21 protein-coding genes are annotated in these 26,783 nt (G+C 50.8%); 18 read left to right on the plus strand and 3 right to left on the minus strand.

Going from position 1 to position 26,783, the window contains the following annotated elements; translation table 11 throughout:
- Window positions 1-12 precede the first annotated feature (12 nt).
- The 12 genes from ACQ9LF_RS09735 to ACQ9LF_RS09790 all read left to right on the plus strand — a co-directional run bounded on the left by ACQ9LF_RS09735 (window position 13) and on the right by ACQ9LF_RS09790 (window position 15,841).
- Window positions 13-1,734, plus strand: coding sequence for a GspE/PulE family protein (locus tag ACQ9LF_RS09735; protein ID WP_462489205.1), 1,722 nt, complete (start codon window positions 13-15; stop codon window positions 1,732-1,734).
- A gap of 30 nt (window positions 1,735-1,764) precedes the next feature.
- Window positions 1,765-2,901, plus strand: coding sequence for a type IV pilus twitching motility protein PilT (locus tag ACQ9LF_RS09740; protein WP_462489206.1), 1,137 nt, complete (start codon window positions 1,765-1,767; stop codon window positions 2,899-2,901).
- A gap of 310 nt (window positions 2,902-3,211) precedes the next feature.
- Window positions 3,212-4,960 (plus strand): GspE/PulE family protein, encoded by a 1,749-nt coding sequence (locus tag ACQ9LF_RS09745; RefSeq protein WP_462489207.1) that lies wholly within the window; start codon window positions 3,212-3,214, stop codon window positions 4,958-4,960.
- 12 nt (window positions 4,961-4,972) lie between these two features.
- Window positions 4,973-6,229: a type II secretion system F family protein gene (locus tag ACQ9LF_RS09750; RefSeq protein ID WP_462489208.1), complete on the plus strand. Its 1,257-nt coding sequence runs from the start codon at window positions 4,973-4,975 to the stop codon at window positions 6,227-6,229.
- A gap of 84 nt (window positions 6,230-6,313) precedes the next feature.
- Window positions 6,314-7,321 (plus strand): type II secretion system protein, encoded by a 1,008-nt coding sequence (locus ACQ9LF_RS09755; RefSeq protein ID WP_462489209.1) that lies wholly within the window; start codon window positions 6,314-6,316, stop codon window positions 7,319-7,321.
- 230 nt (window positions 7,322-7,551) lie between these two features.
- Window positions 7,552-8,151, plus strand: a complete 600-nt coding sequence (locus ACQ9LF_RS09760; RefSeq protein ID WP_462489210.1) for a type II secretion system protein — start codon at window positions 7,552-7,554, stop codon at window positions 8,149-8,151.
- A gap of 61 nt (window positions 8,152-8,212) precedes the next feature.
- Window positions 8,213-9,184 (plus strand): type II secretion system protein, encoded by a 972-nt coding sequence (locus ACQ9LF_RS09765; RefSeq protein ID WP_462489211.1) that lies wholly within the window; start codon window positions 8,213-8,215, stop codon window positions 9,182-9,184.
- 54 nt (window positions 9,185-9,238) lie between these two features.
- Window positions 9,239-10,171, plus strand: coding sequence for a type II secretion system protein (locus ACQ9LF_RS09770; RefSeq protein WP_462489212.1), 933 nt, complete (start codon window positions 9,239-9,241; stop codon window positions 10,169-10,171).
- An 89-nt stretch (window positions 10,172-10,260) separates the two neighbouring features.
- Window positions 10,261-10,986, plus strand: coding sequence for a prepilin-type N-terminal cleavage/methylation domain-containing protein (locus ACQ9LF_RS09775; RefSeq protein WP_462489213.1), 726 nt, complete (start codon window positions 10,261-10,263; stop codon window positions 10,984-10,986).
- A gap of 2 nt (window positions 10,987-10,988) precedes the next feature.
- Entirely contained in the window at window positions 10,989-11,777 is a 789-nt protein-coding gene (locus tag ACQ9LF_RS09780; RefSeq protein WP_462489214.1) for a type IV pilus modification PilV family protein, read from the plus strand.
- 9 nt (window positions 11,778-11,786) lie between these two features.
- Window positions 11,787-12,842 (plus strand): prepilin-type N-terminal cleavage/methylation domain-containing protein, encoded by a 1,056-nt coding sequence (locus tag ACQ9LF_RS09785; RefSeq protein ID WP_462489215.1) that lies wholly within the window; start codon window positions 11,787-11,789, stop codon window positions 12,840-12,842.
- Window positions 12,843-12,868: 26 nt separating this feature from the next.
- A complete protein-coding gene (locus tag ACQ9LF_RS09790; protein ID WP_462489216.1) occupies window positions 12,869-15,841 on the plus strand; it encodes a hypothetical protein in 2,973 nt (990 codons plus the stop codon).
- 88 nt (window positions 15,842-15,929) lie between these two features.
- Here ACQ9LF_RS09790 and ACQ9LF_RS09795 read toward each other — a convergent pair whose 3' ends face one another.
- Together ACQ9LF_RS09795 and ACQ9LF_RS09800 are read right to left on the minus strand one after the other, a co-directional pair.
- Window positions 15,930-18,245, minus strand: coding sequence for a TlpA family protein disulfide reductase (locus tag ACQ9LF_RS09795; protein WP_462489217.1), 2,316 nt, complete (start codon window positions 18,243-18,245; stop codon window positions 15,930-15,932).
- 54 nt (window positions 18,246-18,299) lie between these two features.
- Complete coding sequence (locus ACQ9LF_RS09800; protein WP_462489218.1) at window positions 18,300-19,124, minus strand: inositol monophosphatase family protein; 825 nt, start codon at window positions 19,122-19,124, stop codon at window positions 18,300-18,302.
- Between the two features lie 116 nt (window positions 19,125-19,240).
- Between ACQ9LF_RS09800 and ACQ9LF_RS09805 the strand changes: the two genes are divergently transcribed.
- From ACQ9LF_RS09805 to ACQ9LF_RS09830, 6 genes are all read left to right on the plus strand, one after another.
- A complete protein-coding gene (locus ACQ9LF_RS09805) occupies window positions 19,241-19,636 on the plus strand; it encodes a DUF2752 domain-containing protein (RefSeq protein ID WP_462489219.1) in 396 nt (131 codons plus the stop codon).
- Between the two features lie 130 nt (window positions 19,637-19,766).
- Window positions 19,767-20,414: a hypothetical protein gene (locus ACQ9LF_RS09810; protein ID WP_462489220.1), complete on the plus strand. Its 648-nt coding sequence runs from the start codon at window positions 19,767-19,769 to the stop codon at window positions 20,412-20,414.
- Between the two features lie 12 nt (window positions 20,415-20,426).
- Complete coding sequence (serA, locus tag ACQ9LF_RS09815) at window positions 20,427-22,013, plus strand: phosphoglycerate dehydrogenase (RefSeq protein ID WP_462489221.1); 1,587 nt, start codon at window positions 20,427-20,429, stop codon at window positions 22,011-22,013.
- 291 nt (window positions 22,014-22,304) lie between these two features.
- Window positions 22,305-24,116: a DNA topoisomerase VI subunit B gene (locus ACQ9LF_RS09820; RefSeq protein WP_462489222.1), complete on the plus strand. Its 1,812-nt coding sequence runs from the start codon at window positions 22,305-22,307 to the stop codon at window positions 24,114-24,116.
- Window positions 24,117-24,118: 2 nt separating this feature from the next.
- Window positions 24,119-25,492, plus strand: coding sequence for a phosphoglucosamine mutase (gene glmM, locus ACQ9LF_RS09825; protein ID WP_462489223.1), 1,374 nt, complete (start codon window positions 24,119-24,121; stop codon window positions 25,490-25,492).
- Window positions 25,489-26,403 (plus strand): cation diffusion facilitator family transporter, encoded by a 915-nt coding sequence (locus ACQ9LF_RS09830; protein ID WP_462489224.1) that lies wholly within the window; start codon window positions 25,489-25,491, stop codon window positions 26,401-26,403. Before glmM ends, ACQ9LF_RS09830 begins: the two co-directional genes overlap by 4 nt.
- Here ACQ9LF_RS09830 and ACQ9LF_RS09835 read toward each other — a convergent pair.
- A complete protein-coding gene (locus ACQ9LF_RS09835) occupies window positions 26,400-26,777 on the minus strand; it encodes a DNA polymerase ligase N-terminal domain-containing protein (RefSeq protein WP_462489225.1) in 378 nt (125 codons plus the stop codon). The two genes, ACQ9LF_RS09830 and ACQ9LF_RS09835, sit on opposite strands and share 4 nt — an antisense overlap.
- Window positions 26,778-26,783: the final 6 nt, after the last annotated feature.

The raw sequence follows: 26,783 nt of genomic DNA on the forward strand, positions 1-26,783 counted from the left end.
AGAAAGGACCGAATGATAAAAAAAAGGAGACATTTAGGCGAGATTCTCTATGCCAAGGGGCTTGTTGATAAAGAGAATCTTATTAAGGCTATAAAAAAGGCCAAGGAATCCAATAAACGTCTGGGTGAAATGCTTATCCAGATGGGATTGGCCAATGAAGACCAGGTCTTTGAAGCTCTGGCCAAGCAGTTCGGGATGGACTACGTTGATTTGGACAAGGTCGAAGTCCCTGAAAACGCAAAGCAGCTGATTCCCGAAGAATTAATCAAAAAACATCGCATCCTGCCTTTAAGCAAAGACAACGGCACCCTCAAACTCATCATCAAAGACCCGCTGGATCTGGATTTGCTGGACTTGCTTCGTTTCCGTCTGAATGCGGAGTTGAACTGTTGTCTGGCATCACCGACCAAGATTGATAATTACATCAATACCCGCCTGGATGCGGTTCGCAATAGTATTGATGCGACTGCCGCTGAACTGGCTGCCGCAGGCAAGACACTCCAGGCTGAAATTCGCCGGGCCGAGATGAGCGGGGAAGAAGACGATGGCCCCGTCATCCGCCTGGTCAATTTGATTATCGATGAGGCTGTCCGCATGCGGGCCAGTGATATTCATATCGAGCCGATGGCGGACCGTGTGCGTGTGCGCTATCGTATTGATGGCGTTTGCGTGGAACGTGACAACATTCCTAAAAACATGCAGGCCCCTGTGCTGGCCCGTGTCAAGATTATGTCCGGCATGGATATCGGTGAACGCCGTCTGCCGCAGGATGGGCGTATCAAACGCAATATTGACGGGCAGGATATTGACTTCCGTGTCTCAGCACTGCCGGCGTATCATGGTGAAAGTACGGTCTTGCGTATTTTGCGTCCCGACTCCGTGAATATTGGTATTCAAGCGATTGGGTTCGAGGAAGATAACTACGAGCGATTCACCAAAATTATTCGCCGGCCCAACGGTATTTTCCTGGTCACAGGCCCGACAGGAAGCGGCAAAACAACAACACTCTATTCGGCCTTGCAGGAATTGAACCGTCCGGACAAGAAAATTATTACCGCTGAGGACCCTGTCGAATACAATATTAAGGGAATCAATCAGTGTCAGATACGAACCGATATCGGTTTGACATTCGAAAAAATTCTGCGGTCGATGCTGCGTCAGGCCCCCAATATCATCCTGATCGGTGAAATTCGTGATGGTGTGGTGGCTGACATTGCCATTCAGGCAGCCCTGACCGGGCACCTGGTGTTCAGCACCCTGCACACCAACGACGCCCCCGGAGCAATCACCCGTCTGATTGATATGGGTGTCAAGCCGTTCCTGGTGGCCAGTTCCATTCAGGCTATTATGGCTCAGCGTCTGGTGCGAGTGATATGCAAGGAATGCAAGATGCTGGACCCGCATCCTGATCCGCATTACCTGCGACTGATGAATATTACGCCGGAAGATTTGCGAAAGCACCCCATTTATAAGGGGGCTGGTTGTCCGCGTTGCTCCGGCACCGGCTATAAAGGCCGTATCGCTATTTTCGAAATGCTTGAAATGAATAACCAGATTCGAGAGCTGGCTTTCACGCGGGCTCCAACCAGTGCCTTGCGAAAAGCGGCTTTGGCCAGCGGCATGCGGTCGCTGCTCGAGGATGGACGACTCAAAGTGTTTAAAGGCGTTACAACTCCTGAAGAAGTATCCCGTGTAACACAGGCTGAAGGCCTTGTTGTGGATCAGGCGGGATAATACGATTTTGTTGCTTTTATAGGATTTACTATGGCCTCGCTTCATATTGACCGACTTTTGGAAGCCTGTATCAAAATGGGTGGTTCAGACATTCATATTGTCGTAGGACGCCCGCCCGTCCTTCGTTTGAGTGGACGGCTGCGTTCCCTCGAAACTAAGGTTCTGGAGCCCGATGATACCGTTGCCTTGATGAAAAGTATTACCCCTGAAAAAAATCAGCAGGAACTCCAGGAAGTGGGTAGTACGGACTTTGGTTTTGCCTTCGGCGACGCCGGGCGTTTCAGAACTGCCGTGTTTCGCCAGAAGGGATATATCTCGATGGTACTGCGTTTGATTCCATCGGCTCTGCTGAGTTTTGAACAAATCGGTCTGCCCAAGATATGTGCTGCCCTGTGCCGACGCCCCAGAGGACTGTTCCTGGTGACAGGGCCGACAGGATCCGGAAAAACGACCACCTTGGCCAGTATGATTAACTATATTAATGAAACCCTCGACCATCATATCGTAACCATCGAAGAACCGATTGAATATTACCACAATCACAAAAAATCAGTTATCAATCAGCGTGAAGTGGGGCTGGATACCCCCAGTTTTGCCGAAGCACTGCGACGTTCTTTGCGTCAGGACCCGGACGTAATTCTGGTTGGTGAAATGCGTGACTTGGAAACCATTGAAGCGGCCATCACGGCAGCGGAAACCGGCCACTTGGTGTTTGGGACGCTGCACACTACGGGCTGTCAAGGTACGATTAACCGAATTGTGGACGCGTTTCCCGTCAGCCAACAGGAACAGATTCGCGTTCAGTTAAGTACCAATTTGATTGCGGTGCTCAGTCAGACATTGTGCCCAAAAAAGACAGGAAAAGGGCGTGTTGCGGCATACGAGTTCATGGTTGTTACTCCTGCAATTGCAAACTTGATTCGTGAAAACAAGACATATCGTATCGAATCCAGCATCCAGATTGGTAAAAAAATAGGCATGCAGTTATTGGATGATCATTTGTGGGAATTATATGATAAGGATCTGATTGGCATTGAAGAAATGCTCGACAAAGCAAGATATCCGGCAGCTCTTTTGGAGAAAGCCGAAAAGAAATTAGGACAATCTTTAGGTCAACACGCCAAGAAATCCATTGAAGAAGAATATGGTCCGGTTTTACAGGGTTGATTCCTTTTCATCTTGGTTCTCAAAGGGCCGACATAATCGGCCTTTTTTTGTAAAAAAACGAATTATGAATTTATATGTATGTAAATTATGCCACGTGTCTAACTAATTTTTTTAAAAATAAATGCTATAAAAGTCTTCCGAAGTCCAATTGAAAAACCTTGTTTTTATTTAAATAGCCCTTATTTAAGGAAAAATGAGAACAATTGTTAATTAAGCCAAGTGTCACCGTGCATATTTGTTTGCCGAATCAATTTTAATGACCTATAATAAAATAGAGACCTTTAACGGGTAAGGCTCAGGAGTGAATGAAATGGCTAAAATACCTCCGGTTAGTGAATTAAAAGGCAGAACGATTGGTCGCATCCTGATCAAGATGGGATTACTGACCCGAGAGAAAGTCCACGAATGCCTTAAGATTCAAGAGGAGCGTAAAGGACAGGTCAAGCTCGGTGAAGTTTTTGTTGAAAAGGGGTTTGTTAAACCCAAAGATTTACGCATTGCCCTGGCCGGACAACGAGGGATGGAATATGTGGACCTGGAAGGGCAGGAAATCCCACAGGCCGTGATTGATCAGATTCCATCACAAATGGCCAGGACTTATCGAATATTCCCGCTTAAATATGACAAATCCAGCAATCGCATTACTGTCGCCATTGATAATCCGGACAACTTCCGCGCCACAGATGATTTGAGTACGCTGCTTGGGTTTTCAGTCGAGTCAAAAGTAACCGATCCGGACGCTTTGACCGCAGCCCTGGACAAGTATTATAAAGAGGACAAAGAAGGACTGGGCGACTTGATCGGTGAAATCGAAGGAGACCAGACCCTCAAGCAGTTTGAGGGACGGGGCGAGAGTATTGACCTGGAAGACATTAAGGAACTGGCAGAGTCCAGCCCGGTCAAGAAGCTGCTGAATCATGTCCTTCTCCAGGCGATTCGTGAGAAGGCGTCGGATATTCATTTTGAGCCGTTTGAAGATGAGTTCAAGATGCGGTATCGTATTGACGGGGTTTTGTATGAAATGGTGCCGCCTCCCAAGAGCATTGCAGTCGCTTTATCCAGCCGTATTAAGGTTATGGCCAATCTGGACATTGCCGAACGTCGTTTGCCGCAGGATGGACGTATTCCCCTGGTGGTTGGCGGCAATCCGGTGGACCTGCGTGTCAGCGTATTGCCGACGATGTTTGGTGAAAGTGTTGTGCTTCGTGTTTTGGACCGGACCCAGGTGGATTTGCGGCTGGATATGCTGGGGTTGCGTCCCCGCGAGCTGGATATGGTCAATCAGCTCATCAATAAACCCAACGGGATTGTGATTGTAACCGGCCCCACCGGTTCCGGCAAAACCACAACCTTATATTCCTGTCTGAAGGCACTCAATACCATTGACACGAAAATCATTACCACCGAGAACCCGGTGGAATATGATATTGATGGCCTTATTCAGGTTCAGATTCGTCCGGAAATTGGATTGACCTTTGCCCGGTGTTTGCGGTCGATTCTGCGTCAGGACCCGGACATCTGTATGGTCGGTGAAATTCGCGATCTTGAAACCGCGGAGATCTCTATTCAGGCTTCTCTGACCGGGCACCTGGTGTTTACCACACTGCACACCAATGATGCTCCCAGCACCATTGCACGTCTTTTGGATCTGGGTCTGGAAACCTTTTTGGTGACAGCAACCCTGGAAGGTGTTATTGCTCAGCGTCTGGTTCGCAAGATATGTAATCGCTGCAAGACCGAATATACCCCATCGGAAGAACAACTGATGGAATTGGAACTGACGCACGAAGACATCAAGGGCAAAAAGCTCTATTACGGCCGAGGCTGTGAACACTGCAATAATACCGGCTACAAAGGGCGTACTGGCATTTATGAAATCATGGTATTCAATGATGAAATCCGCGATTTGATTATGAATCACGCTTCGACGTCGGTCCTGCGTGAGGCCGCCCGCCGTGCCGGGATGAAGACCCTGCGTGAAAATGGCCTGGCGCTGATTTATGACGGTATCACGACGATTGATGAAGTTGCCCGCGAAACCATTGCGGCAGAAGAATAATGGAGGTGCACGATGCCTACTTTTGAATATGTGGCGCTGGACGCCAAAGGCAATGAGGTGAAAGCGGAGATCGAGGCTCTGAGCAGTAAAGAGGCGATCAGTAAAATCCGCAATAAAGGGCTGTTTCCAACCAAAGTCAAGGCACATGGAGCCGGCAAGAAAGTAGCCGTAAAAGCCGCGGCGGCGGCCCCGAAACGCAAGGGGGCCAATAAGAAAATTAAAATCAAGGTGGTAACACAGTTTGCCCGGCAGCTGTCCACCCTGCAGGACGCGGGTCTTGCGATTCTGCGATCCCTGCGTATTCTGGAAGAACAGCAGAAAAAAGGCCCCTTCAAACGGATTATTGGTTATGTGGCGGATGATATTGAAGGCGGCTCGACGCTGTCGGAGGCGCTGGGCAAGTATCCTCGCTGCTTCAACCGTCTGTTTGTAAACATGGTAGCCGCGGGTGAAGTCGGCGGCGTGCTGGACGTGATTCTGGCCCGTGTTGCGGATTTTATGGAAAAGGCTGAAAAGCTTAAATCCAAGATCAAAGGGGCCATGGTATATCCGGCGGTCGTGATGACGGCGGCATTGTTCATCGTGCTGGGGCTGATGATTTTTATCGTGCCGACTTTCTCGGAAGTGCTTGCGGATATGTCCGATGGCAGGGCGGGTCTGCCGGCACTGACGCAGGCCCTGTTGAATATCAGCAAATGGCTGCTGGGGCGAAAAGGCTTGAATGCAGGGATGGTGGCTGTTTCGCCGTTTATTGTATTTTCATTTTTTAAATTTATTCGTCAGTTCAAGGCGGGGCGGTTTGCCATAGACTGGGTTAAGCTTCGCCTGCCGGTCGTGAAGAAGGTGGTCTATAAAACCGCAGTGGCCCGCTGGTGCCGTACACTGGCAACACTGATTAGCGCCGGCGTACCGATTCTGGAAGCCATCAATATCACCCGGGAAACCGCGGACAACGAGGTGTATTCCAGAATGCTCGGCAAGGTCCAGGCGGCTATTCGTCAGGGCGATACCTTCGCCAACCCCCTGCGTCAGAGCAAGACGGTGGACTCCATCGTCGTCAACATGGTGGATGTGGGTGAAGAAACAGGCGATCTGGATAAAATGCTGATGAAGGTTGCAGACAACTTTGATGAAGAAGCGGACGTACTGGTCGGCTCCATGATGAGCCTGCTGGAACCGCTTATGATTATCATGTTGGGTGGAATGGTCGGCACGATTGTGCTGGCCATGTTCCTGCCGATGGTCAAGATGATTCAGGTGCTGATGTAATACGAATAAGGATATCACCGGCTGGCCCGGCGATGACAAAAACATAACGCAATACTTGCCATAATTGATGAGAAAGGAAAAACGATGAAAAGAACAGGTCAAAATAAAGGCTTTACCATTGTGGAAATGCTGACGGTGATGGGGATTATTGCCATCCTGATCGGCCTGCTGGTGCCGGCCCTGAATCAGGTCAAGGATTATTCCAAGCAGGTTCAGCAGAAATCACAGTTCCACAGTATCGATGTCGCCCTGGAAATGTTCAAGACCGATTTCGGTTCTTATCCGGATTCGTATGATAATCGTGGAGCCAGTACACCTACCCCAGCTGCCCCCTTACAGGCGGATAATATGAATTATGGCGGTGCCCAGAAACTGGCCGAGGCGATGGTGGGCTGGGATTTGCTGGGCTTCCATCCGCGTTCGGGGTTCCGTTCCGATGGGTACAATTATTTCCAGAATCCCACATTTAATGCCTATGCCTGGGTCTATGATACCAACAACGGGATTCAGGCTGGGACGGAATCCGAAAAGAGCCGGGATGAAAATATCAAGGCCCGCAAGAAGTACATCGATATGGAAAACGCCAATGCTTTTCGTATGCAGGATGTGTATAATACAAACCTTTCTGCCAGTCAGGGTGGAGCCAGCGGGACCTTTTTGGGTACCAATTATGTGCTCTGTGATGTCTATGCCAAAAACCGTGCTTCGGGCAAAAAAACAGGAATGCCGATTCTGTACTTCAAGGCACGCATCAATTATACCCTCCAGGATTTCACTGTCGATGGCAACTATACAAATGATATCTACAATTACGATGACAATCGCGCCCTTGTCTGCCTGGGGACAACCGATGCGTCCGAGAGACATGAATTGGAATCGGTTACCGGTACTGTCACCGGCTCTGCCTATGAAAATTTCGAGAATATGATTCTCAACAAGCAGGTTCAGCAATCCACTGTCACGGCTGCCAATCCCAGAGGCATCCTTCGTCCCTACCGGGCCGATTCGTATATTCTGGTCTCGGCGGGCAAGGATGAGCTCTATGGAACTTCCGACGATATCTTTAACTTCGAAAAGGGCAGCCAGCAGTAAGGACGGAACACAAGCGATATTTTGACCTGTCGGCGGCAGAAGGGGAGCTTGTGCTGACAGCATCAGAAATAGACAGGTCATTGAGTCATCTATGAAATAATGTCAACCGGGGGAACAATTGACGTTATTTCTCGCCGAGGGTCCGAACGCATCCGGACAAAACAGATGCGGAACAGCAGATAACAAGTCAAGACAGACAGCAGAAACAGGTCTGCCGGATTGATGCAGGAATGCGTAAAAACGCCTTTACATTGATAGAAGTCCTTATCACGCTGGCCATTATTATGATCCTGGTGGGGGCTCTGGCCGGAACGGGGCAATATCTGCGCACCCGTGCCGGGATACAGTTGACCCAAAGTACAATCCAGATTATTGATGCCGCCCTGGAGCAGTACCATGAGCAGTACCGGGTGTTTCCATTTAAGAACAGGGATGAAAATGGGGACGCCGTTGCCGATCTGTATACTGTAAAACATTTCGAAGCAGATTTGACGGCGAATGTTACCGCTGGAATCTTAACCAAAAAAGATAAAGATGAGCAGATAATAGTTTGGAACGCTGCTTCCAGTGCTGCCTTGTATTATTTTCTGAATCGCTGCGGCGACAGTAAGGCGATTCTGGATACGCTGTCGGATCGAATGATAACCACTCTGGATGCAGATGGTCATCAGATTAAAATGGACATGGGGGGGATTAGCGTACCTTACTTTATCGATGCCTGGGGTGAAAGTTTACAGTATGAGTATCTGGATCATTACCCGTATCCGAAGATTATGTCGGCCGGGCCGGATAAACTTTTCGGGACTTCTGACGATCTGAGCAATCAATGAGTATACAGGCGGCTATGCCGCCGAGGCGAGAAAACAAAACGAATAAAACAGGGAAGACCAGATGAAACGGATTCCAAAACAATTGAATAAAAAAGCGTTCACGCTGATTGAGCTGCTGACGGTGGTTGCAATCATTGCCATGCTGGTTGGGATAATGGCTGTGGGATTGCGCAAAGCCACCATCACCGCCAAGAACCTGCGGCAGAAAGCGGAACTGAAGGCGATGGATATCGGGCTGGAGTTGTTTGCCAAGGATTTCGATGGCTATCCGTTTTCGAATCAGATACCTGTCAGCGGCGGCCCGGTGATCTGCGGCGCCCAGCGGGTGGCTGAGGCCCTGGTGGGACGGGATGGGTATGGTGTTGAGCCTCAGACGGGCTGGTATCCTCCCAACGACAAAAATTATAATCCGCTGGTTCCGGACGATCTGTATGATGCTTCGGTACAGGCCAGTCTTCGCCGCCGCAAAGGTCCGTATGTGGAGTTCAAATACAGCGGGGTTTACACGATTCTGGAGTTGTGGGGCGGCAGTGCCGGTACCAATATTTACCCATCCCTCCCAAATCCGACCCCTCAGCAGGCGGATTCCCGGTCTCCCGTCATTACCGATGTCTTTAACAAGAATCAGATAAACCTTAACGGCGAATCCATCAAAGTCGGTCTGCCGGTGCTGTATTATCGAGCCAACGAGAGCAAGCCCTTCCGGATCGACAGCCAGAGAAATCTGGTGACCAATCCGACCGCCCAGCAGGCCGAAAAATGGGTTTATAATTATTATGACAATTATGAATTAGTCAGGCTTCCGGTCTTGTCCGATCCTGCTTTGTCTGATATGGATTTTGTTAACCCCAATGCTCCAGACAAGACTACGGATGCACAACGAGCCCAGTGGTTTTATGAACATATTACTCAAACGGCGGATGCGGGCAGGAATTTTTATAAACCGTTCAATGCCAGTACCTTTATTCTGATTTCGGCTGGCTATGATGGGGTGTACGGCACTAAAGACGATATTACCAATTTTAATTACTAATGGAGCTGCCTGCCGGCGGCGTCCTAATAAACCGTGAGTGTAACGGAGAGAAAAATGAAACGAGACAAGCAAATACGCGGATTCACACTGCTGGAAATGCTGACTGCTCTGGCGATTGTCGCGATCATGATCAGCCTGCTGATTCCGGCCATCCAAAAAATCGGGGAAACGGCCCATATGGTCAAACAGAAGGCCCAGTTTCATGCCATCGAAGTCGGGCTGGAGACGTTCCGGGTGGATACGGGGGATTATCCGCCGTCGGAGTACACCTTCTTAGGTAACGATAATAAAACCGGCTATTGCGGCGCCCAGAAACTGGCCGAGGCGATGGTCGGCTGGGACGGGTTCGGCTATCACCCCAAGAGTGCCTGGCAAAGTGACGGTAAAGCAGATTTTAATGGTGATGGAAGTCCGGAACTGATTTACGATACGGTCAATGGAGTCCTTAATGGAACGCTGCAGACCGCCGCTGAAAATCTCAAGGTCCGCAAGGGGCCTTATCTGGAATTGGAAAAATCCAACGCGGTTAAGCTGGGTTCAATTTATCCAGACAATTCAAAGTTTCCCACTTCTATTGTCGCGAGGGAAACCTATGTCCTGGCCGATATGTTTGGTACAGTATACAACAGAACCACCGGCAAGAAAACAGGGATGCCGATCTTGTATTATCGTGCAGACACAACGAAAGTCCTGTTCCGGCCTACCACCTTGGGGACGGATCAGACAAATACATCGTCGGATGCGATCTATAATGTAAATCATAATTATCCATTTTTTGCGTACGTGACGCCAACGGAAGAAATTCACCCCATGGCCAGCGATCGCGAATTGTTTTACAAGCGGATAGCCAATCCCAACTTTCCGCCCAGTGCAACGACGCCCCAGCGTCCCTACCGGGCTCAGTCGTTTATTCTGCTCAGTGCCGGTGCGGATGGCTTATATGGGTCGCCGGATGATGTCTATAACATCGATGAAAACGAAAAATAATACCCGCCGGCTGGTCCGGGGATGCGATTAAACCAAACGGATGCAGGTCATCTCTTTTTCGCGGATGCGGAAAAGAAAGTGAAGTGAGAATGAAGCAGAACCACAGCAATCATGGAATCACGCTGACGGAAGTCCTGGTGACGGTAGCGATCATCGCCGTTCTCCTGGCGGTTTCGATTCCGGCAGCCAAAGAACTGAGCCGGTCGCTGGAGCAGTCGGTGGGGCCCGGCAGCGTGATTGATGCGGCGCTGGCCAATGCCAGGGCGATTGCGATTCGTGAGCAGAAGTATGCCGGCGTCCGGTTTCAGCGGGATGTCGAGGGCAATACGTATCTGACATTCATTATCCATGATCCGTCGGCTACCGGGCTTGCCAATGGTTTCCGGGCGGTGGACAACAAAAAACCGATACCGCTGCCGGAGACGGTGGGGGTGATTGCCGACGGTAATTATACCGATGCGGATTTGACCTCGGCTGCAGGGATGAATCAGGCCAGTACGTTTTCGGTGGTGTTTAATGCGTCCGGCAAGTTTGTGCTGCATCCGGTTCGAGTCCGCAATCGGGATGGCAAAACCGATCATACCAGCACCGACCGGGTTTTTAACACACAGCCCAATGTTCTGGCCGGCAAGGCGCAATTTGTCCAGGATGATTATCCCACCGATGGCTATGGCCAAGAAGACAGTGTTTCGGCATTCCGAATCTACGACAAAAAAGAACTGCAGAAAAACAGTGCCAAACCGTGGACGAACTATCTGCAATTCCTGACTCGGGATTCAGTCAATCCCTATACAGGTGAGCTGATTAAGAAATAATTATGAAGCAGCGATTACGACATAATGGATTTTCTCTGACGGAAGTGCTTCTGGCGACGGGGGTGCTGGCGATTGGTCTGGTGATGATTGCCATGGTCTTTCCAGTCGGGGTCAAGCTGACCAGTACGGCCACGGAACGTACAGCGGCAGCGACGGCAGCCAGCGAGGCGTTTGCCAAAATTCAGCTTTTTGGCAAAGATCCGGATGGCCCCGCCGGCCCGCTGTCATCGGTCATCAAACCGGCCTCGGTACCTGCGACGGAAAGTGCCAACCTGAATTTGATGTATCCATCACTGCTGCCCGGCGATGAACGGTGGTATCCGTCGGTGAGCGGGGCGTTGGAAAAGAAATATCACTGGTCGGCGATGGTTCGGAAAATCAGCGATACCACACTTCAGACGACGGTTTTTGTCAGCCGGCTATTGTCCCAGAATGCCCTCTATTATGACCCGAATCATTCCCAGCGGCTTGCTGTGGGAAAATGGCCCGAGCCGGTCTCGGTTCAGATTGAAAAAAAAATCGCCAGCAAGACCCTCAAGATCAAGCCGGCGATGCCGAACAATACCGAATATCGGTTTTTCACCGAAGGCAGTGTGCTGCTGGTCAGCCGCACGGGGGCACTGTATCGTGTGGTGGAAATCAAAAGTTCGGATAATGTGGTTCGGGACTTGCTTGTCCTGGATCGGGATTATGCGGAGTCTGAAGCTAATATTGTCTGGGTTGTCCCCCCGGCAGCGGGCAGTACACGAAATCCGTGCATTGGAGTCTATCAGCGGCTTCTGGAATTTTAGACGAACATTATGAAAAAAGCCTTTACAATCATTGAGCTTTTGGTGGCGATGGCTTTGCTGGTGATCCTGGTGGCAATCTCCGGGGTCGTGTTTTCGGCAGCGGTCAAGGCCCATCGGACAGCTGCGGCAACGACCGAAATCATGGCACGAATGCGGGCGGTGACCGAACAGCTCGATATGGATTTTCGCGGGCTGCGAAATGATATGCCGGTGGCGATCTGGTATGAATATGACCCCGTAACCCGCAAACGATACGATCAGATCCAGTTTTTTGCCAATGGGGTATTTCAAACTTCCCGGCAGTGGACTTATTATAAAAAAACAGATGCGACCTCCGCTACGACCGCCCTGGAAGGCAACACCGCACGAATTTATTATGGTCAGGCGAATAATGTATCCATAGATTTATTGGAAAAGAAACGCACGGCAACTCGATCTTATAAGGGAACTGTGCCCGATGCACGCAGCCTCGGGACCCAGCAGATTCTGGCCCGACGATGCCATCTGATGACGCAGCTGCAGATGCCTGAGGGTAATGTATTTCCGACGGCTTCCATGTTTACGGCCTCTTTTGTTGCCTGGAAAGATAAGACTTTGTATGGCAATGATGTCTTTGAATACGATAATCTGAGCCTTGCGGACTGGCGGATAATTCTGGATAATCCCGCAAACGCTTCACATTATATTCTGACCTGTTTTAACAACAGACCCGGCGTGGATTTGTCCGCCGCCGACGGCCAGTCGCTCCATATGATTTTGTCGCAGGGGGTTGGCAGTTTTGCGGTACAGAGGGCAAAGTGGGATTCGGCCGCTTCGACTTATAAATGGTATCCGGAGGCAACCGATTTTACAGCCTCCAACCAGTGGGGGGAATACTATTATTACAAGGTCAATACTACGTATCAGTACACCTCCACTTTTCAGTCCCGTACCAGCGGGTGGTTTCATGTTGCTGAGGGATTTACCAACATCCGGGCACTGAAATTCACCTTTACGATTTATGATTCCAAAGGTGTTTTTCCGGACGGCAAGACGTTTACTCACATTGTCTATCTGAATAATTAGCAGACAGCGGAAGCGACGAGGCAGATATGCAGGCATCAAGACAAAACAATCGATTCAGGGACGGATCGGCACTGATTCTGGTGGTGGTAGTCACCACACTGCTGGCGGTGGTGGGGGTGATGTTTGTGATGGTCACTCGCGTCCGGGATATCACGTCCTCGAATGTGGCCGACAACCGCAACCTGGACCATGCGGTGCAGTCTGTGGTGGCCCTGATCAGCAAGACTCTGACGGACGATTTGCTGGGAACCTCAGGACAACTGCTCGATGAAACCAGCGGTACCGAAGCGTATGATCATCCGATTGCAGACCCCTGGCTGGCTAGTCTGGAACCGAAGCTGGCGGATCAGCGGGATGCCACCAACCAGAATGATGACTGGTATCGCTGGGAATATGTTACCGATTTGACCGGAAGCCTGTCGAAGGCCGGGGGCAAACAATGGGATCAGGTCATTAAGGACGGCAGCAATACCATTCCCGAGTATCCTGCTGCATCTTCGGTGGCAGCCGGGAAACAGGCGGATGCCGACGGGGATGGCGTGGCTGACAGTATGTGGATCGTACTGCCCGATGTAACCACCGTCCGGGGGGAACCGGTCTATGCGGCGGTACGAATTATCGATAATTGCGCCATGCTGAACCTGAATACGGCCTATTGCTTTTATCAGGAGCCCTATTCCGCCAAGCCAGCCAGTCCGTTCCAAAAGCCCTGGTATATTGCTTATGGCGGCTCCTTTTGGGCTGACGGCGGACGGTATCTGGCGGAAATCAATTATCTGCCTTTGTTACGAGGAAGTGACCTGAACAGTACGCTCAGTCAGACAGAAAACAGCGGGTGGTATAATATTTTTACAGCGAAAAATTTTGGTGTGTTTTCGGGGGGCATGCTCACCTCACAGCAATTTCCTCCCCAGGTGCAGATTCTGCTGGAAAATATGGGGACCATGGGCAGCTCGTATCGCCTGTTTGATATCGGGGATGAACTGGAATTGCGAAACCGCTTTATCCTGACCAGCGGGACTGAGGCCAGAATTGAAAGTAAGGATGTCGCCAATTATACACTGGATGCCGGAGGGGGCGACTATGCCGCCTTGCAGATTCCTCGGGATAGTTCCGTGGATAACGGGGTTCCCAATTTAGCCCCGTGGAAATGGCGGATTGACTACCGTAATTTCAATGTCTGGGAAGCGGACGGCCAGATGAAGGCATCGGGCTCTGAGTATTACAACAACAGCTACAAATACGACCGCCGACATATCTGCACGACCTACAGCTTTGACCGGAATATTCGCAGCGGACGTTATCTTTTGCTGGATGCGGCACTGAGTACAGTACCCACGGCAAATCGCAGCACGGTGGAAGAGTATTTCCGCCCGCTCAATCGACGCCCGGTGAATCTGGGAAAATTGGATATTACATCCAATACAAAAACCGCCAAAATCAATATCCTGCACGTGCTGTATGCACTTCGTGACTGCTATTTTTATGATTATCAGGCGGGGAATGTCAATCCGGCTGAGAGTAAACTGCTGGCTGCCCGCAAGGCCGCCCAGATTACCGCCAATATGATCGATTATCTGGATGATATGAGTGATACCGCAACCGGTCCTTTGAGCGATCCCTTGTATGGTTCGCAGATCAATAGCAATCCCACTTTTTTCACCAAGACCATTATTGACCGGCTGATTGACGAGGTGGATGCCGGAAACAACATCACCAATATGACGGCTTTTGATTTTGGCCTGGCGGCGTCGGATACGATCTATGGTTATGAGATGCAGCCGTTTATCTCGGAAGTCTGTACCAATTATAATACCAGGGCCGACAGAGCACTCGGATTTGCCGTCGAACTGGTTAATCCTTATCCGATGGAGATAAAACTTGGTCGTCAACCCGATGGCTGGACCATTCGAATCGGGACAGACAATTATTTCTTTGATGATATGTCCATTCCGGCTGCAAGTTCAGAGCTTTCCCCGGGCCGGTTGACGGTTTACGCGGGAAGCCTGCCTGCATCCATGCAAATATCCGGAACTGGTGCAAAACTGGAACGCCCGGGAATGGGGCTTATGACCGCATTGCTGGACGGACTTTATCTTCAGCGTCCGGATCCGGCCAATTCAGGACAGCATATCGTTGTGGATGAAATTACAGAGGCTCAAAAAACATTTCTGATGACGGGCGACGGGGTCCGTTCCACCAATCGCCAGGATACGGCCTGGAAATTCACCAACAAGCTTGCTTATGTCAACAATAATACTCCCACATTAGGTACTGCTAACAACGTGAGCGTGGTGGGGCGTCAGGGGTATCCATTGCCTGTTGCCAATAATAAAAATCTGGTTATGAATCGTCTTGCGGATTTCCAGCGAATCAGCTTTGTCTCTAATACCTCGCTGGCGCCTGATCCCAATGCCATTACCGAATTGGTCGCCAAAGCCGCGGACGAGTCTGCCATTCGCTTTAATCCGGTCAAAGATGCTCGCATGCTCAGATATCTGTGCACAATGAACAGCGATACGGGTATTCTGCCGGGACGCATCAATATCAATACGGCCCCGCAATATGTCATTGCCGCGGCAATTCCGCCTAACCTGGTGATAACCACCAGCGACTCGGCATGGAGGATTAAGATTAATCCGGTTACCCTGGCGAAACAGATTGTAGACGGCCGACCTTATACCAAATTAAGCGATTTGGTCGATGGCAGCATCAAACCCTCACTGGCTGCTGACATGCAGAAGTACTTCGGTCCCGGATCCACAAATGTAGGTGACATGGGGATTGAAAACGATTACGAGGAACAATACTGGGTGTTCAATCGTCTGGCCAATATCTTTACGGTTCGCAGCGATACGTTCACGGCTTATATTCTGGTCCGGCTTGGCACCGACGGCCCGCAGCGGCGTATGATTGCCATTTTCGACCGCAGCAATGTCTGGCAGAAAGGCGATGTCCCTCGGCTGGTTGCTCTGCATCCGGTACCGGATCCACGCTGAACAAAAATACACGCGAGGGAGGGGGCATTAAAAAAAGCCGAAGGCTTATCAGACCTTCGGCTTTTGCGTTGCTCCTGATGCAATGCGATTACGGCTTCATTATTTTTCCGAGCGAAGCATTGATATCCTTGGCTTCATGGGTGCCAATCAGTACATCCCGGATGACGCCGTCGGAGTCGATAAAGATCATCGTCGGAATGCTGGTAATCGCGTCAAAGGGTGCGGGCAGAACATTGGAATACGAGACAATCTGATAATTAATCCCGGCCTTTTCGACAAACGGTTTGAGTTTGGCTTCGGATTCATTGGAAATTCCGATGATGACCAGCTTATCGGGCTGATGCTGCTTTCGCAGGTCAATAATCAGCGGAATCATTTCTTTGCAGGGGGGGCACCAGGTTGCCCAGAAATCAAGGATAACCGGTTTGCCTTTCAGGCTGGATAACACAATATCCTTGCCAGCTAAATCCTTCATTTTCATTTCCGGAACAGCAGTGCCGATGGTTTTGAGCATCGGATCCTCATATTCTTCTTCGGCCTCACCCTGACCGCCAAACGGCATAGCCTGTCCGCCCTGTTGCGATTGCTGCATATAAAAAGCCATCTGCTTTTGCTGAATCTGCATAAAAGCCTGGACAACCTCAGACAGATGTTCTTTGGGTAATACCATGACGCCGCGAATCTGGCCGGGTTCCACAAATGCCGCCGCAGACAGATTGCTGGTGGTTTTCGTTGAGACGCCGTTCCAGAAATCGGGCATCTCCATGCCGCTTTCGGCGGTGAACTGGCCGGCCATATCCATCATGCCTTTCAGCAGGCTCAGGATATTGGCCGACATCACGAATTCCGCCTTGCTGCTGTCGGGAATAGCATCCAGGGCAGTCTTAATTTCCCCGGTCGCAGGGCCTGCTTTGGGATTATCAAGCATTGCCTTAAGCTGATTCATGGCATCCGGCCCAAACGACATCATGAAAAGGTCAGACGTCGTCGCCAGTGGATATTGCAGGCCCTGTTTGCCATACAGGGATTCAATGGCACCGGATGTAGCGTCATCTCCCTTGAATTTGAACTGATATAATCCAATATCTGTGCCTTTATACTTTTCAACGGATGCGGCATACGTGACATCCATATTCAAACCCATCGAGGAGTAAATGGAATTAATTGGTTCAATGGTTTCTTTTTGGAGCGCATTAACAGCCTTGGCATCGGTGATTTGAACGATCTGGCTGAATTCAAAAGGAGGTGTTCCCGCTCGGTACGAAAAACTGCCGGCGATTTCATTGCCATAAGCAACAAACCATTTATTGATTAGCGGCTTCCACTTTTCGAGCTCAACTTTTTCCGCTTCCGTTGAGGTTTTAATAAGAATATCGATAATGCGGGCACTCATTTGTTCCAAGAGCGGTTTGTTTAACCGCATCAGGTATTTGACCGCAGCCGGCCCATTCAAATAGCCGGCGGTCTGCCAGGGTGTTCCGGCCGTTGCTGCCGGTTTGAGCATACCTGCCAGTTCTGAACCAGCTTTCGCGGAGAACACGGTTTCTGCCTGGAGTGTCTTGGCCGAGGGCGTCAGAGACAGCGTCATCCAATCCGCCTGACCGGCAAAATACTGCAGCATCTCAAACACAGCCTCTAATTTCGGCTGCATGGCAGTCCCCGCTTCGCCGCCTGCCTGTTCGGAAACGGAAACCTGAACTTCCTGAATCCCCCGATCAATATAGTCTTTATACAGAGTATAAATCTTGTCTATATTAACATAAGCCCATACCGGTTGAGTTTGCGATGATTTGGCAAGTGAGGCATTAAATCGAGAAGCAAGAGCAGCTTTCTTCTCTTGGATGAGTTTACTGGCTGCCAGAAGATCATCTTTATTTTCCTGGCGAGTAATTAAAAGATATTTCTTATCCGCCATAGGACATAAAATCAGGTTGCCAACAGGGGAATTCTCGACTTGCAGGGTATAAATTCCATCCGCATCTGGTGTGGACAGATTTTTATTGGATTTGAGAAATTGGTCGGTGGTTGTGGTTGGCACCAAAAAGGAGATAAACAAGGCCTTGTTCGATGGATTTGTCTGCATCGCAACCATAGCGATACTCCCTTGCATATCCAGCCCGGTCATCATCGGATCACCGAAAATCCCGGCCGCATAGCCGGTAGCTATCATCGAAAGGGTCATCGGCATTGGATTAACCCCGGTAAGATACTGGTCTAACTGCCCCAGCGAGGTCTGGAAAGCGTTGATTCTGACACAAATCGGGCACTCGGACGGCAATAGCTCCAGCAGGGGATCTTTTGCAGGTGCTGTTGAGACATTTTCTGCTGCAAATCCTGCAATTCCAGACACACACAGCAGGACTAACAAGCCCAGTGGTTTCCATTGAGAAAGATGTTTTCGCATGGGTTACCTCCTTGGAGGAAAAAAGTGATTTTTTGTTTTAATACAAGACTGGACCTAAGAATGGGTTGTTTCAAAGATTCTTGCCAAATCGGAGTAGATTTCGGGATTGGCTGCCAGCAGACGGAATCGCTCTGAATGATAATTGCCAATATCGATAGGAAATACCGCCTGCCTATCCAAGGTTGTTACAATCCCGCCGGCTTGCTGAATCAGAATGACTCCGGCTGCGATGTCCCAGAGCCTTGCCGATACAGTAAAAGTCCCGATAATTGCTCCTTTGGCTAAGTACGCCAAGTGCAGAGCGGTCGAACCGACACTGCGAGCTCGTGTCAGGCGAAGCATCTGATGCACTGCCGGCTCTACGGACGGGTCGAAATGGCTGTCAAAGGCAAAACTGGATATTTTACTTATTTTATCATGGCTTACAGAGACTGGTTTGCCGTTGCAGGTGGTTTGAAGGCCTGAAGCTGCCGTATAAAGAGAGTCTGTGCACGGATCATAAATAACGCCTGCAACAGGACTTCCGTTTTGAATGACACCGATGCTGACACAAAAACACAGCAGGCCGTGGGCGTAGTTATTGGTCCCGTCAATAGGATCAATGATCCACCAGATATCCGAGTTATCCCGCGGGGCTTCAATCAGCATCGCAGCATTTGGGCCTTCTTCGGCAAGAATTCCATGGGTTGGGAACACGTTGCGGATATACTGGATAATGATGTCCTGACATAGGGGGTCCGCCTGAGTAACCACCTCGGTGGGGTTTTTGAGGGAACTGGTGACATGCGTCAGCTCCTCAACAGCCTTCTTGCCGGCCAGAATAGCAGCCTGCGAGGCAGTATCTACAATTTTCTTCAGTAGCAGGGGAGTTAATTCCATCAGACTCCTTTCACCTTGACAAATCTATGATACGGGTCTATTTTAGCCGCAGTATGACAGATTTCCAACAAACAAATCGTACAAAAAAACCGATTTTTACACAAAGACTGATTGGATTGGCTATTTTTGCCGGAATTTCTGGGGTCTGGGCCTTCCTCTGGCTGGCGGAAAAGGGTATCATTCACCCACAGTCCGTACTGGGGGTTTGCGGATTCAAGCAGCGCTATGGGCTGCCGTGTCCGGGGTGCGGATGGACACACTCGGCCCAGGCATTTGTCACAGGGGATATCAGGCGGTCGTTTGTGCTGCAGCCGGCAGCCATGGTTTTTTGTGTCGTCAGCGTGATCGTATGGATTTTGGCTTTACATACGGCTGTTTTTGGGATACACTTTCGGCTATGGCAGGTATTATTGAACCCTCGTTTCTGGAAATATGTGCTGATCTGTTCAGGCGTGGTCATGCTGCTGGGCTGGGTGGCAACGCTCATCCGCACTTATGTGGGTGCCTTTTAAACAAACGATGATATGAAACGAATTGTATGTGAAACGGACCTGACTGACAATCAGGCAATGGAACAGAGTCGTCTGACAATACATGAAGAACACTAAGATAGATCGAAGACGCCAATCCGGGATTCACCTCATGGTTGTATCTGTGGCTCTTTTATTTACCGGAGGCGGGTGTAATATATTTGGTTTTTTGAGCAGTCCCAGCGCATTTGAACAAACCGTCAAACCTGAGTTCGATCTGAAGTCCCGGCAGTCGCAGAAAATTTACGTCTGGGTGGAGCCGACCCCTTCCAGCGGACTTGAAATCGCGACTGCGGATTTATTGGCTCGGACAGTTGGGACAGCGCTTCACCAAAAAGGAGGTATCCAAAAAAAGAATGTGATTATCGGGTCCTCGGTGGAGGGTCAGAGGGATTTTTTTGTCCGGCCTGAGACACTTGCCGAAAAGGCCGGTGCCGGGTTGGTTTTGTATATCCGGGCAGAATCCTTTGAAACCATCAACCATCATTCGAATACCATATATAGCGGCAGGCTGGTCAGCCGGGCCGTACTGCTCGATGCCAAATCCGGGCAGCTTCTATGGCCGGCCAGTAACGATGGTTTAGAAACGGACGTGGCAATTGAAATGATGAATCAGGGCAGGGATGCGATAGTCTCTCGCCTCTGTGCGGCAACAGCGCATTGTATTGTCCGCAATTTTTATGCGTGTCGTAAGACGGAATACAGGGTGGACGAAGAGCGTTCACGACTGAATGAAATGATCCAGCAAGATGTTTATTAGGAGATGCCGAACATGTTACGAATCCTGATCAGCGACAAACTGGCACAGGAGGGTATCGACCTTCTGAAGGCAATGGATGATGTGGAACCGGTTGTTCGCCTGGGGCTTAGCGAAGACGAGCTGGCGCAGACTATCGGCGAGTACGACGGTTTAATCATCCGAAGCGGAACAAAAGTCACCGCCAAGGTTCTTTCCAATCCCGGCCGACTCAAGGGGATCGCCCGGGCCGGAGTCGGCGTAGATAACGTCGATATCCCAGCGGCCACCAAGAAAGGCATTATTGTCATGAATACTCCTGGCGGCAACACCATCAGTGCCGCTGAACACACCATGGCCTTGATGCTGGCGATGAGCCGACATGTCGTCGCGGCCTGTAACAGCCTCAAAAGCGGCCAGTGGGATCGCAAAAGCTTTGAGGGCAATCAATTAAATAATAAGACGCTGGGTGTGATTGGTCTGGGGCGTATCGGTATGGCGGTCGCGCAGATGGCCAAAGGGTTCAACATGCGGATTCTGGGGTTTGATCCCTTTGCGGCTCCGAAAGAAGCCGAATCGCTGGGGGTGGAAATTGTCGATAATCTGGAAAAGATCTATCGTGAAGCCGATTATATCACGGTGCACGTCCCGAAAAACGAAAACACGCTGAATATGATTTCAGCCAAAGAATTGAAAATGATGAAACCGACGTGCAGGCTGATCAACTGTGCTCGCGGCGGGATTATTAACGAAGACGATCTGTATAATGCCCTGCTGTCCAAGACGATTGCCGGAGCGGCATTGGATGTGTTCTCCAAGGAACCCCCGGAAAATATGCGGTTCAAGGACGTGCCGACCTGTCTGGTCACTCCGCACCTGGGTGCCAGCACTGAAGAGGCGCAAATTGAGGTTGCAGTCGAAGCAGCCCAGATTCTGGTGGATGCCTTGCGGGGCGGACCGATTCGCAATGCGGTGAATGCTCCGTCGCTGGGTTCGGCAGCACCGATTGTCTGTTACTATGCTGATCTGGCTCAGCGTATCGGTACGCTGATGAGCGCCCTGGCACCGGGGCATATCAAAAATGCCAAGGTGGAATTCCGTGGAGCCATCGCCGAAAAACAGGTTGAGCCGATTGCGACGTCGTTTACGATTGGATTGCTTCAGCCTCACTTTGATACGGTGGTCAATATAGTCAATGTCGGGATGCTGGCTAAGGAACGCGGTATCAGTGTGGATATCACCAAGAATCCGGACATCAAAGACCTTGAATCCAGTTTTGCGGCAACCGTGGAAACTGACAAGGTCAAACGTACCATTCGGGGTACCGTGTACAGCAGCAAGCTGCTGCGTATCATTGACATTGATGGCTTTGCGGTGGAAGTCACCCCCGAGGGTACCATGATGATTATCTTCAATGCAGACAAGCCGGGTGTCATCGGCGCCGTGGGTACACTGCTGGGTAAATACGGCATCAACATCAACACGATGGGAGTCGGCCATAAAGCTGAAGAAGGCAAGGCTCTTCTTGCTGTCAGCCTCAACAAACAGCTCGATGAAAAGGCTGTTGCAGAATTGAAGACGATGGATTTTGTCAACGAAGTGTATGTGTGTAAATTGTATTAAGGCGGGTGAGGGGGTACAGTCTTAATTCAGATGTTTCAGACAGGCCGGGCCGGTGGATGGATATCATTGAACCCACCGGTCCGGCCTGAATGTACTTAATGGCATGCCGTATTGGCTCAATGACAACGATAAGATGTGTCAGAATCCGGCTTGTCGCGAGCTGATTACGGGATTGGAATAGCAACCCCGGCAGGGATGGTAATTCCGCAAAAAAACAACGAGCATACTGCGGGAACTGCTGAATTTAGCCGCAACGAGCCGGAACATAGCAAGTAGGATTAGTATCGCATTATGGATGGAACGAAACGCACAAAAAAAGGCAACCCGGACAGCCAGTTGGGATTTGATTTTGAGGGGGCCGGGCAAGAAGCAATTCAACCCAAAGCCCCTGATACCGCATCGCAAACAGCTCTAATGGAAAAGGAAGAGTCGGAGCAGCCGGCGGCTTCTGAGACCGCATCAAAACCATCACGCCGGCGAAAAAGTGAGGCTGCAACCGCTGAGTCGATGGCGGCCAAACAGCGGGATATCAGTGTCAGTGAATTTTTTGCCAAAAACCGCCACCTGCTGGGCTTTGATAATCCACGAAAAGCCCTCTTGACCGCCGTCAAAGAAGCTGTCGATAATTCGCTGGATGCCTGCGAAGAAGCCCATATTCTGCCGGATATCATCGTGACCATCGCCCCGGTTGACGGCAGTGAGAATAAATTTCGGATGACAGTTAAGGATAACGGACCTGGTATTGTGGCCAAACAGGTTCCCAATATTTTTGCCCGCTTGTTGTACGGCAGTAAATTCCATTCGCTGAAAATGAGTCGTGGTCAGCAGGGCATCGGCATCAGCGCCGCGGGCATGTACGGCCTTTTGACCACCGGCGAACCGGTGCAGATTATGACCCGGACCAGCAGCAAAAAGCCGGCCAATCATTATCATGTTCAGATTGATACAACCAAAAATCGCCCGGAAGTGATTTTGGACGAAGAATGCGAGTTCGATCTGCCTCATGGCACCAGCGTCACCATTACCATGGAGGGTCGCTATCAGAAGGGCAAGCAAAGTATTGATGAATACCTGGCCCAGACAGCCATTGCCAACCCTCATGCGTCATTTACCTATCACGCACCTGACGGGAAAACCTACGACTATCCCCGGCAAAGCAATGAGATGCCGTTTATCCCGGTGGAAATCAAGCCGCATCCGTATGGCGTGGAAGTGGGGGTCTTGTTCAAGATGGCCCGGCAGACCGAAGCCAAGACTATGCGGGAATTTCTGCGATCGGATTTTTCGCGGATCAGTCAGGCGATTGCTGAAGACCTCCTGAGAAAATCCAAACTGTCGGTCAATATGAAACCCTGCGATCTGACCATCAAAGATGCAGAACGTCTTCATAATGTGATTAATTCGACCAAATTGATGGCCCCTCCGACGGATTGTATCGGCCCGATCGGTGAAGAGAAACTGATTGACGGCCTCAGGCGGGTGGTGGATGCGGAATTTTATACCAGCTGCACCCGCAAGCCCGCTGTGTATCGCGGCAATCCTTTCCTCGTCGAGGCGGCTCTGGCGTATGGCTGCAGGGATGCCTCTGAAACAAGCCCAACAGATGAAGAGGAAGAGGCGGGAATGCCTGCCGAAAAAGAAGAAAAAGATCAATTGATGCGGCTGGTTCGTTTTGCCAACCGTGTGCCGCTGCTCTATCAGCAGTCGGCCTGTGCGATTTATAAGGCCGTGCTGGACGTCAACTGGCGCAGCTATGGGCTGGGGCAAAGCCGCGGAGCGCTGCCCTCGGGACCGGTGATGCTGATGGTGCATATCGCATCCGTCTGGGTGCCGTTTACCTCAGAAAGCAAGGAGGCGGTGGCCCATTATCCGGAAATCATCAAGGAAATCAAACTGGCGGTCCAGGAATGCGGCCGCAAGTTGGGCATGCATGTCCGCAAACAGCGTCGTATCAAGGAAGAAATGATCAAACGCAGCTATATCGAAACTTATCTGCCGCATATTGGCCAGGCCTTAAAGGATATATTGGCCCTGAAAGATCCACAGGTAGAAAAATTAGTTGAAAAACTGAAAATCACTCTGGAGAAATCGAGGAGCATTTAGCGATGTCACAGGAATTGATCATTACGATCAGCGGAATGCGAGGCATTATCGGCGAGAATATGTTTCCGGAAACCGCAGCCGAGTATGGTGCGGCATTCGGGACTTTTCTAAAACGCAGCCAATCCGGCCCACGCCCCATGGTGGCAATTGGCCGGGATTCCAGACCTTCCGGCTCAATGCTCTTTTGTGCTGTGGCATCCGGACTGGCATCGGTGGGGGTGGATGTCATCGATTTGGGCATTTGCACAACACCGGGTGTGGGGGTTATGCTTCGACATCTGCAATGCAGCGGCGGGGTCGTCATTACCGCCAGCCATAATCCGCTGCCGTACAACGGCATCAAGTTCCTGCTGGGCAATGGAATCGCTCCCCCCAAACCGACAGCCGAGGCTATCCGCGGCCTTTATTTCGATAAGCAATTTGACCGGGTCTGTTCTGTGGACTGCGGCCAAGTGAGTGCGAATCCTGGTGCAGCCGCGGTACATATTGACAAGGTGCTGTCGATTGTCAATCCCTCGCAGATTGCCGCAAAGCGATACAAGGTGGTGCTGGATAGTGTCAATGGGGCCGGGGGACCTGTAGGGTTGGCACTCCTGGCTAAGCTGGGCTGTGTGGTGACGCCGGTGAATACTGAGCCGACGGGGCTGTTTGCCCACGGTGCCGAACCGACTGAACAAAATCTGGTCAGTCTCCGGCAGCAAGTCCTTCAGGCAAAGGCGGATATCGGTTTTGCCCAGGATCCGGATGCTGACCGGCTGGCTCTTGTCGATGAAACAGGACGCTATATCGGGGAAGAATTTACACTGGCTCTGGCTGCAAAGTATATGTTCGATCAAAATCCCGGCGGTATCGCGGCGGCAAACTTGTCCACCTCGCGGATGATCGATGATATTGCAGCCCAGGCGGGGGGCAGAGTCATTCGAACCCCGGTCGGCGAGGCCCATGTTGCCGAGGCAATGGTCAAAAACCAGTGTATGATTGGCGGAGAGGGCAATGGCGGGGTGATTGATTTGCGAGTTGGCCCGATTCGCGACAGCCTGGTGGCCATGGCAATGGTTCTGCAGTTGATGGCTCAGACCGGCCAGAGTCTTTCACAGTTGGCCGATGCGGTGGGGGGCTATACGATGTACAAGACCAAATATGCCGCCAATCGTGAGCAGGCCGGCCGAATCATTGAAAAAACCAGGCGTATTTTTCCGAATGCCCAGGTCAATACCAGTGACGGATGTCGGTTTGATTTTGCCGACGGCTGGCTGCATATCCGCACCAGCAACACCGAACCGATTATGCGCATCATTTTAGAAACCAAAGACCCGGCTGTCGCAAAACGGTATCTGGAGACCATTGAATCCGTGTGCAGGGAAGTCCTGAAATGACAAAAACACTGGCCTTGGAAGCAGCCAACGCACAAATCCGACGTGTTACGTTTACAGGCATGTGTATCAACATTGCCTTGATGATCGTCAAGCTGATTGCCGGGTATCTGGTTGGATCGCTTTCTCTGATTGCCGATGGCGTGCACTCCCTGTCGGATTTTGCAACGGATATCGCGCTTCTGGTGGGTGTGTATTTGGGTTCCAAAAAACCGGACGACACCCATCCCTTTGGACATGGCCGGCTGGAAACCTTTGCAGGGGCATTTGTTGCCGCTGCTTTGATTGCAGTCGGAGCGTGGCTCATCTATGAGGGAGCCCAGGGCATTGCTTACATGCACCATACCGGCAATGAACAGATCCAAATCAGCACAGCAGTGATTTGGATTGCACTGCTGTCGGTTGCACTTAAAGAGTATCTTTATCAAATCACGCGGATTGCTGCCCAGCGTACCCATAGTTCGGCAACCTATGCCAATGCCTGGCACCATCGCAGCGATGCGTTCAGCTCGGTAGCTGTGCTGATTGGTGCGGTTGCAGTGAAATTCGGCTATCCGCATGGCGATCAATTGGGTGCGATTGCCGTAGGCCTGATGATTGTGATGGTTGGGTGTAAAATCGTCGGCGATTGCATCAGCGAATTGGCCGAAGGGGCCGTGGATACGGCAACACTCCAGCAGATTCAAACCGTCATAAATACGCATCAGGGTGTTCGCCAGTGGCATCAGCTCCGGACACGCAGTGTGGGACGGGAAGTGTTTTTGGATGTGCATATCCTGGTGGATCCGTTATTGAATATCACCCAGGCCCATGAGATTGCCGAGTCGCTGGAAACAGAATTAATAGAACAGCTTTCCCGTCCGGTCAATGTGATGGTTCATGTGGAGCCGGATATACCCGAGCTGCGGCGTTAAATGGGATTCTGCCGGACAAGCATCCAGCGAGATCCCGACTGGCGGGTGAGGGTGAATACCCCGTGTAGGATGGTTCCATGGAAACAGGTGGACAGGGCTTCAGGCTGGTCTGAAAGCCAACGGAATACGCCGCGATCCGCAATTGTCACCTGGCCGGTGTGATTCTGAACCGGCCCTTCATAAGACAAAAAACGCAGCGGATGATCAGCAATGCGTTCCATCTGCACGCAGGCCGTGCTGAGGATCTGTTCAGGCGAGACAGGCATTCTCCATGTCCACAGACAATCCCCTCGCTGCAGCATCAAATCCCAATGGCAGCCATCGGGTGTTGTATGCTGCTGGATAACATACGGATTGTCCGGGCCGGCCATCATAAGCCC

Origin of the sequence: Anaeroglomus insulsum, assembly GCF_050689095.1 — a bacterium.
GTDB classification, from domain to species: domain Bacteria; phylum Planctomycetota; class Phycisphaerae; order Sedimentisphaerales; family Anaerohalosphaeraceae; genus Anaeroglomus; species Anaeroglomus insulsum.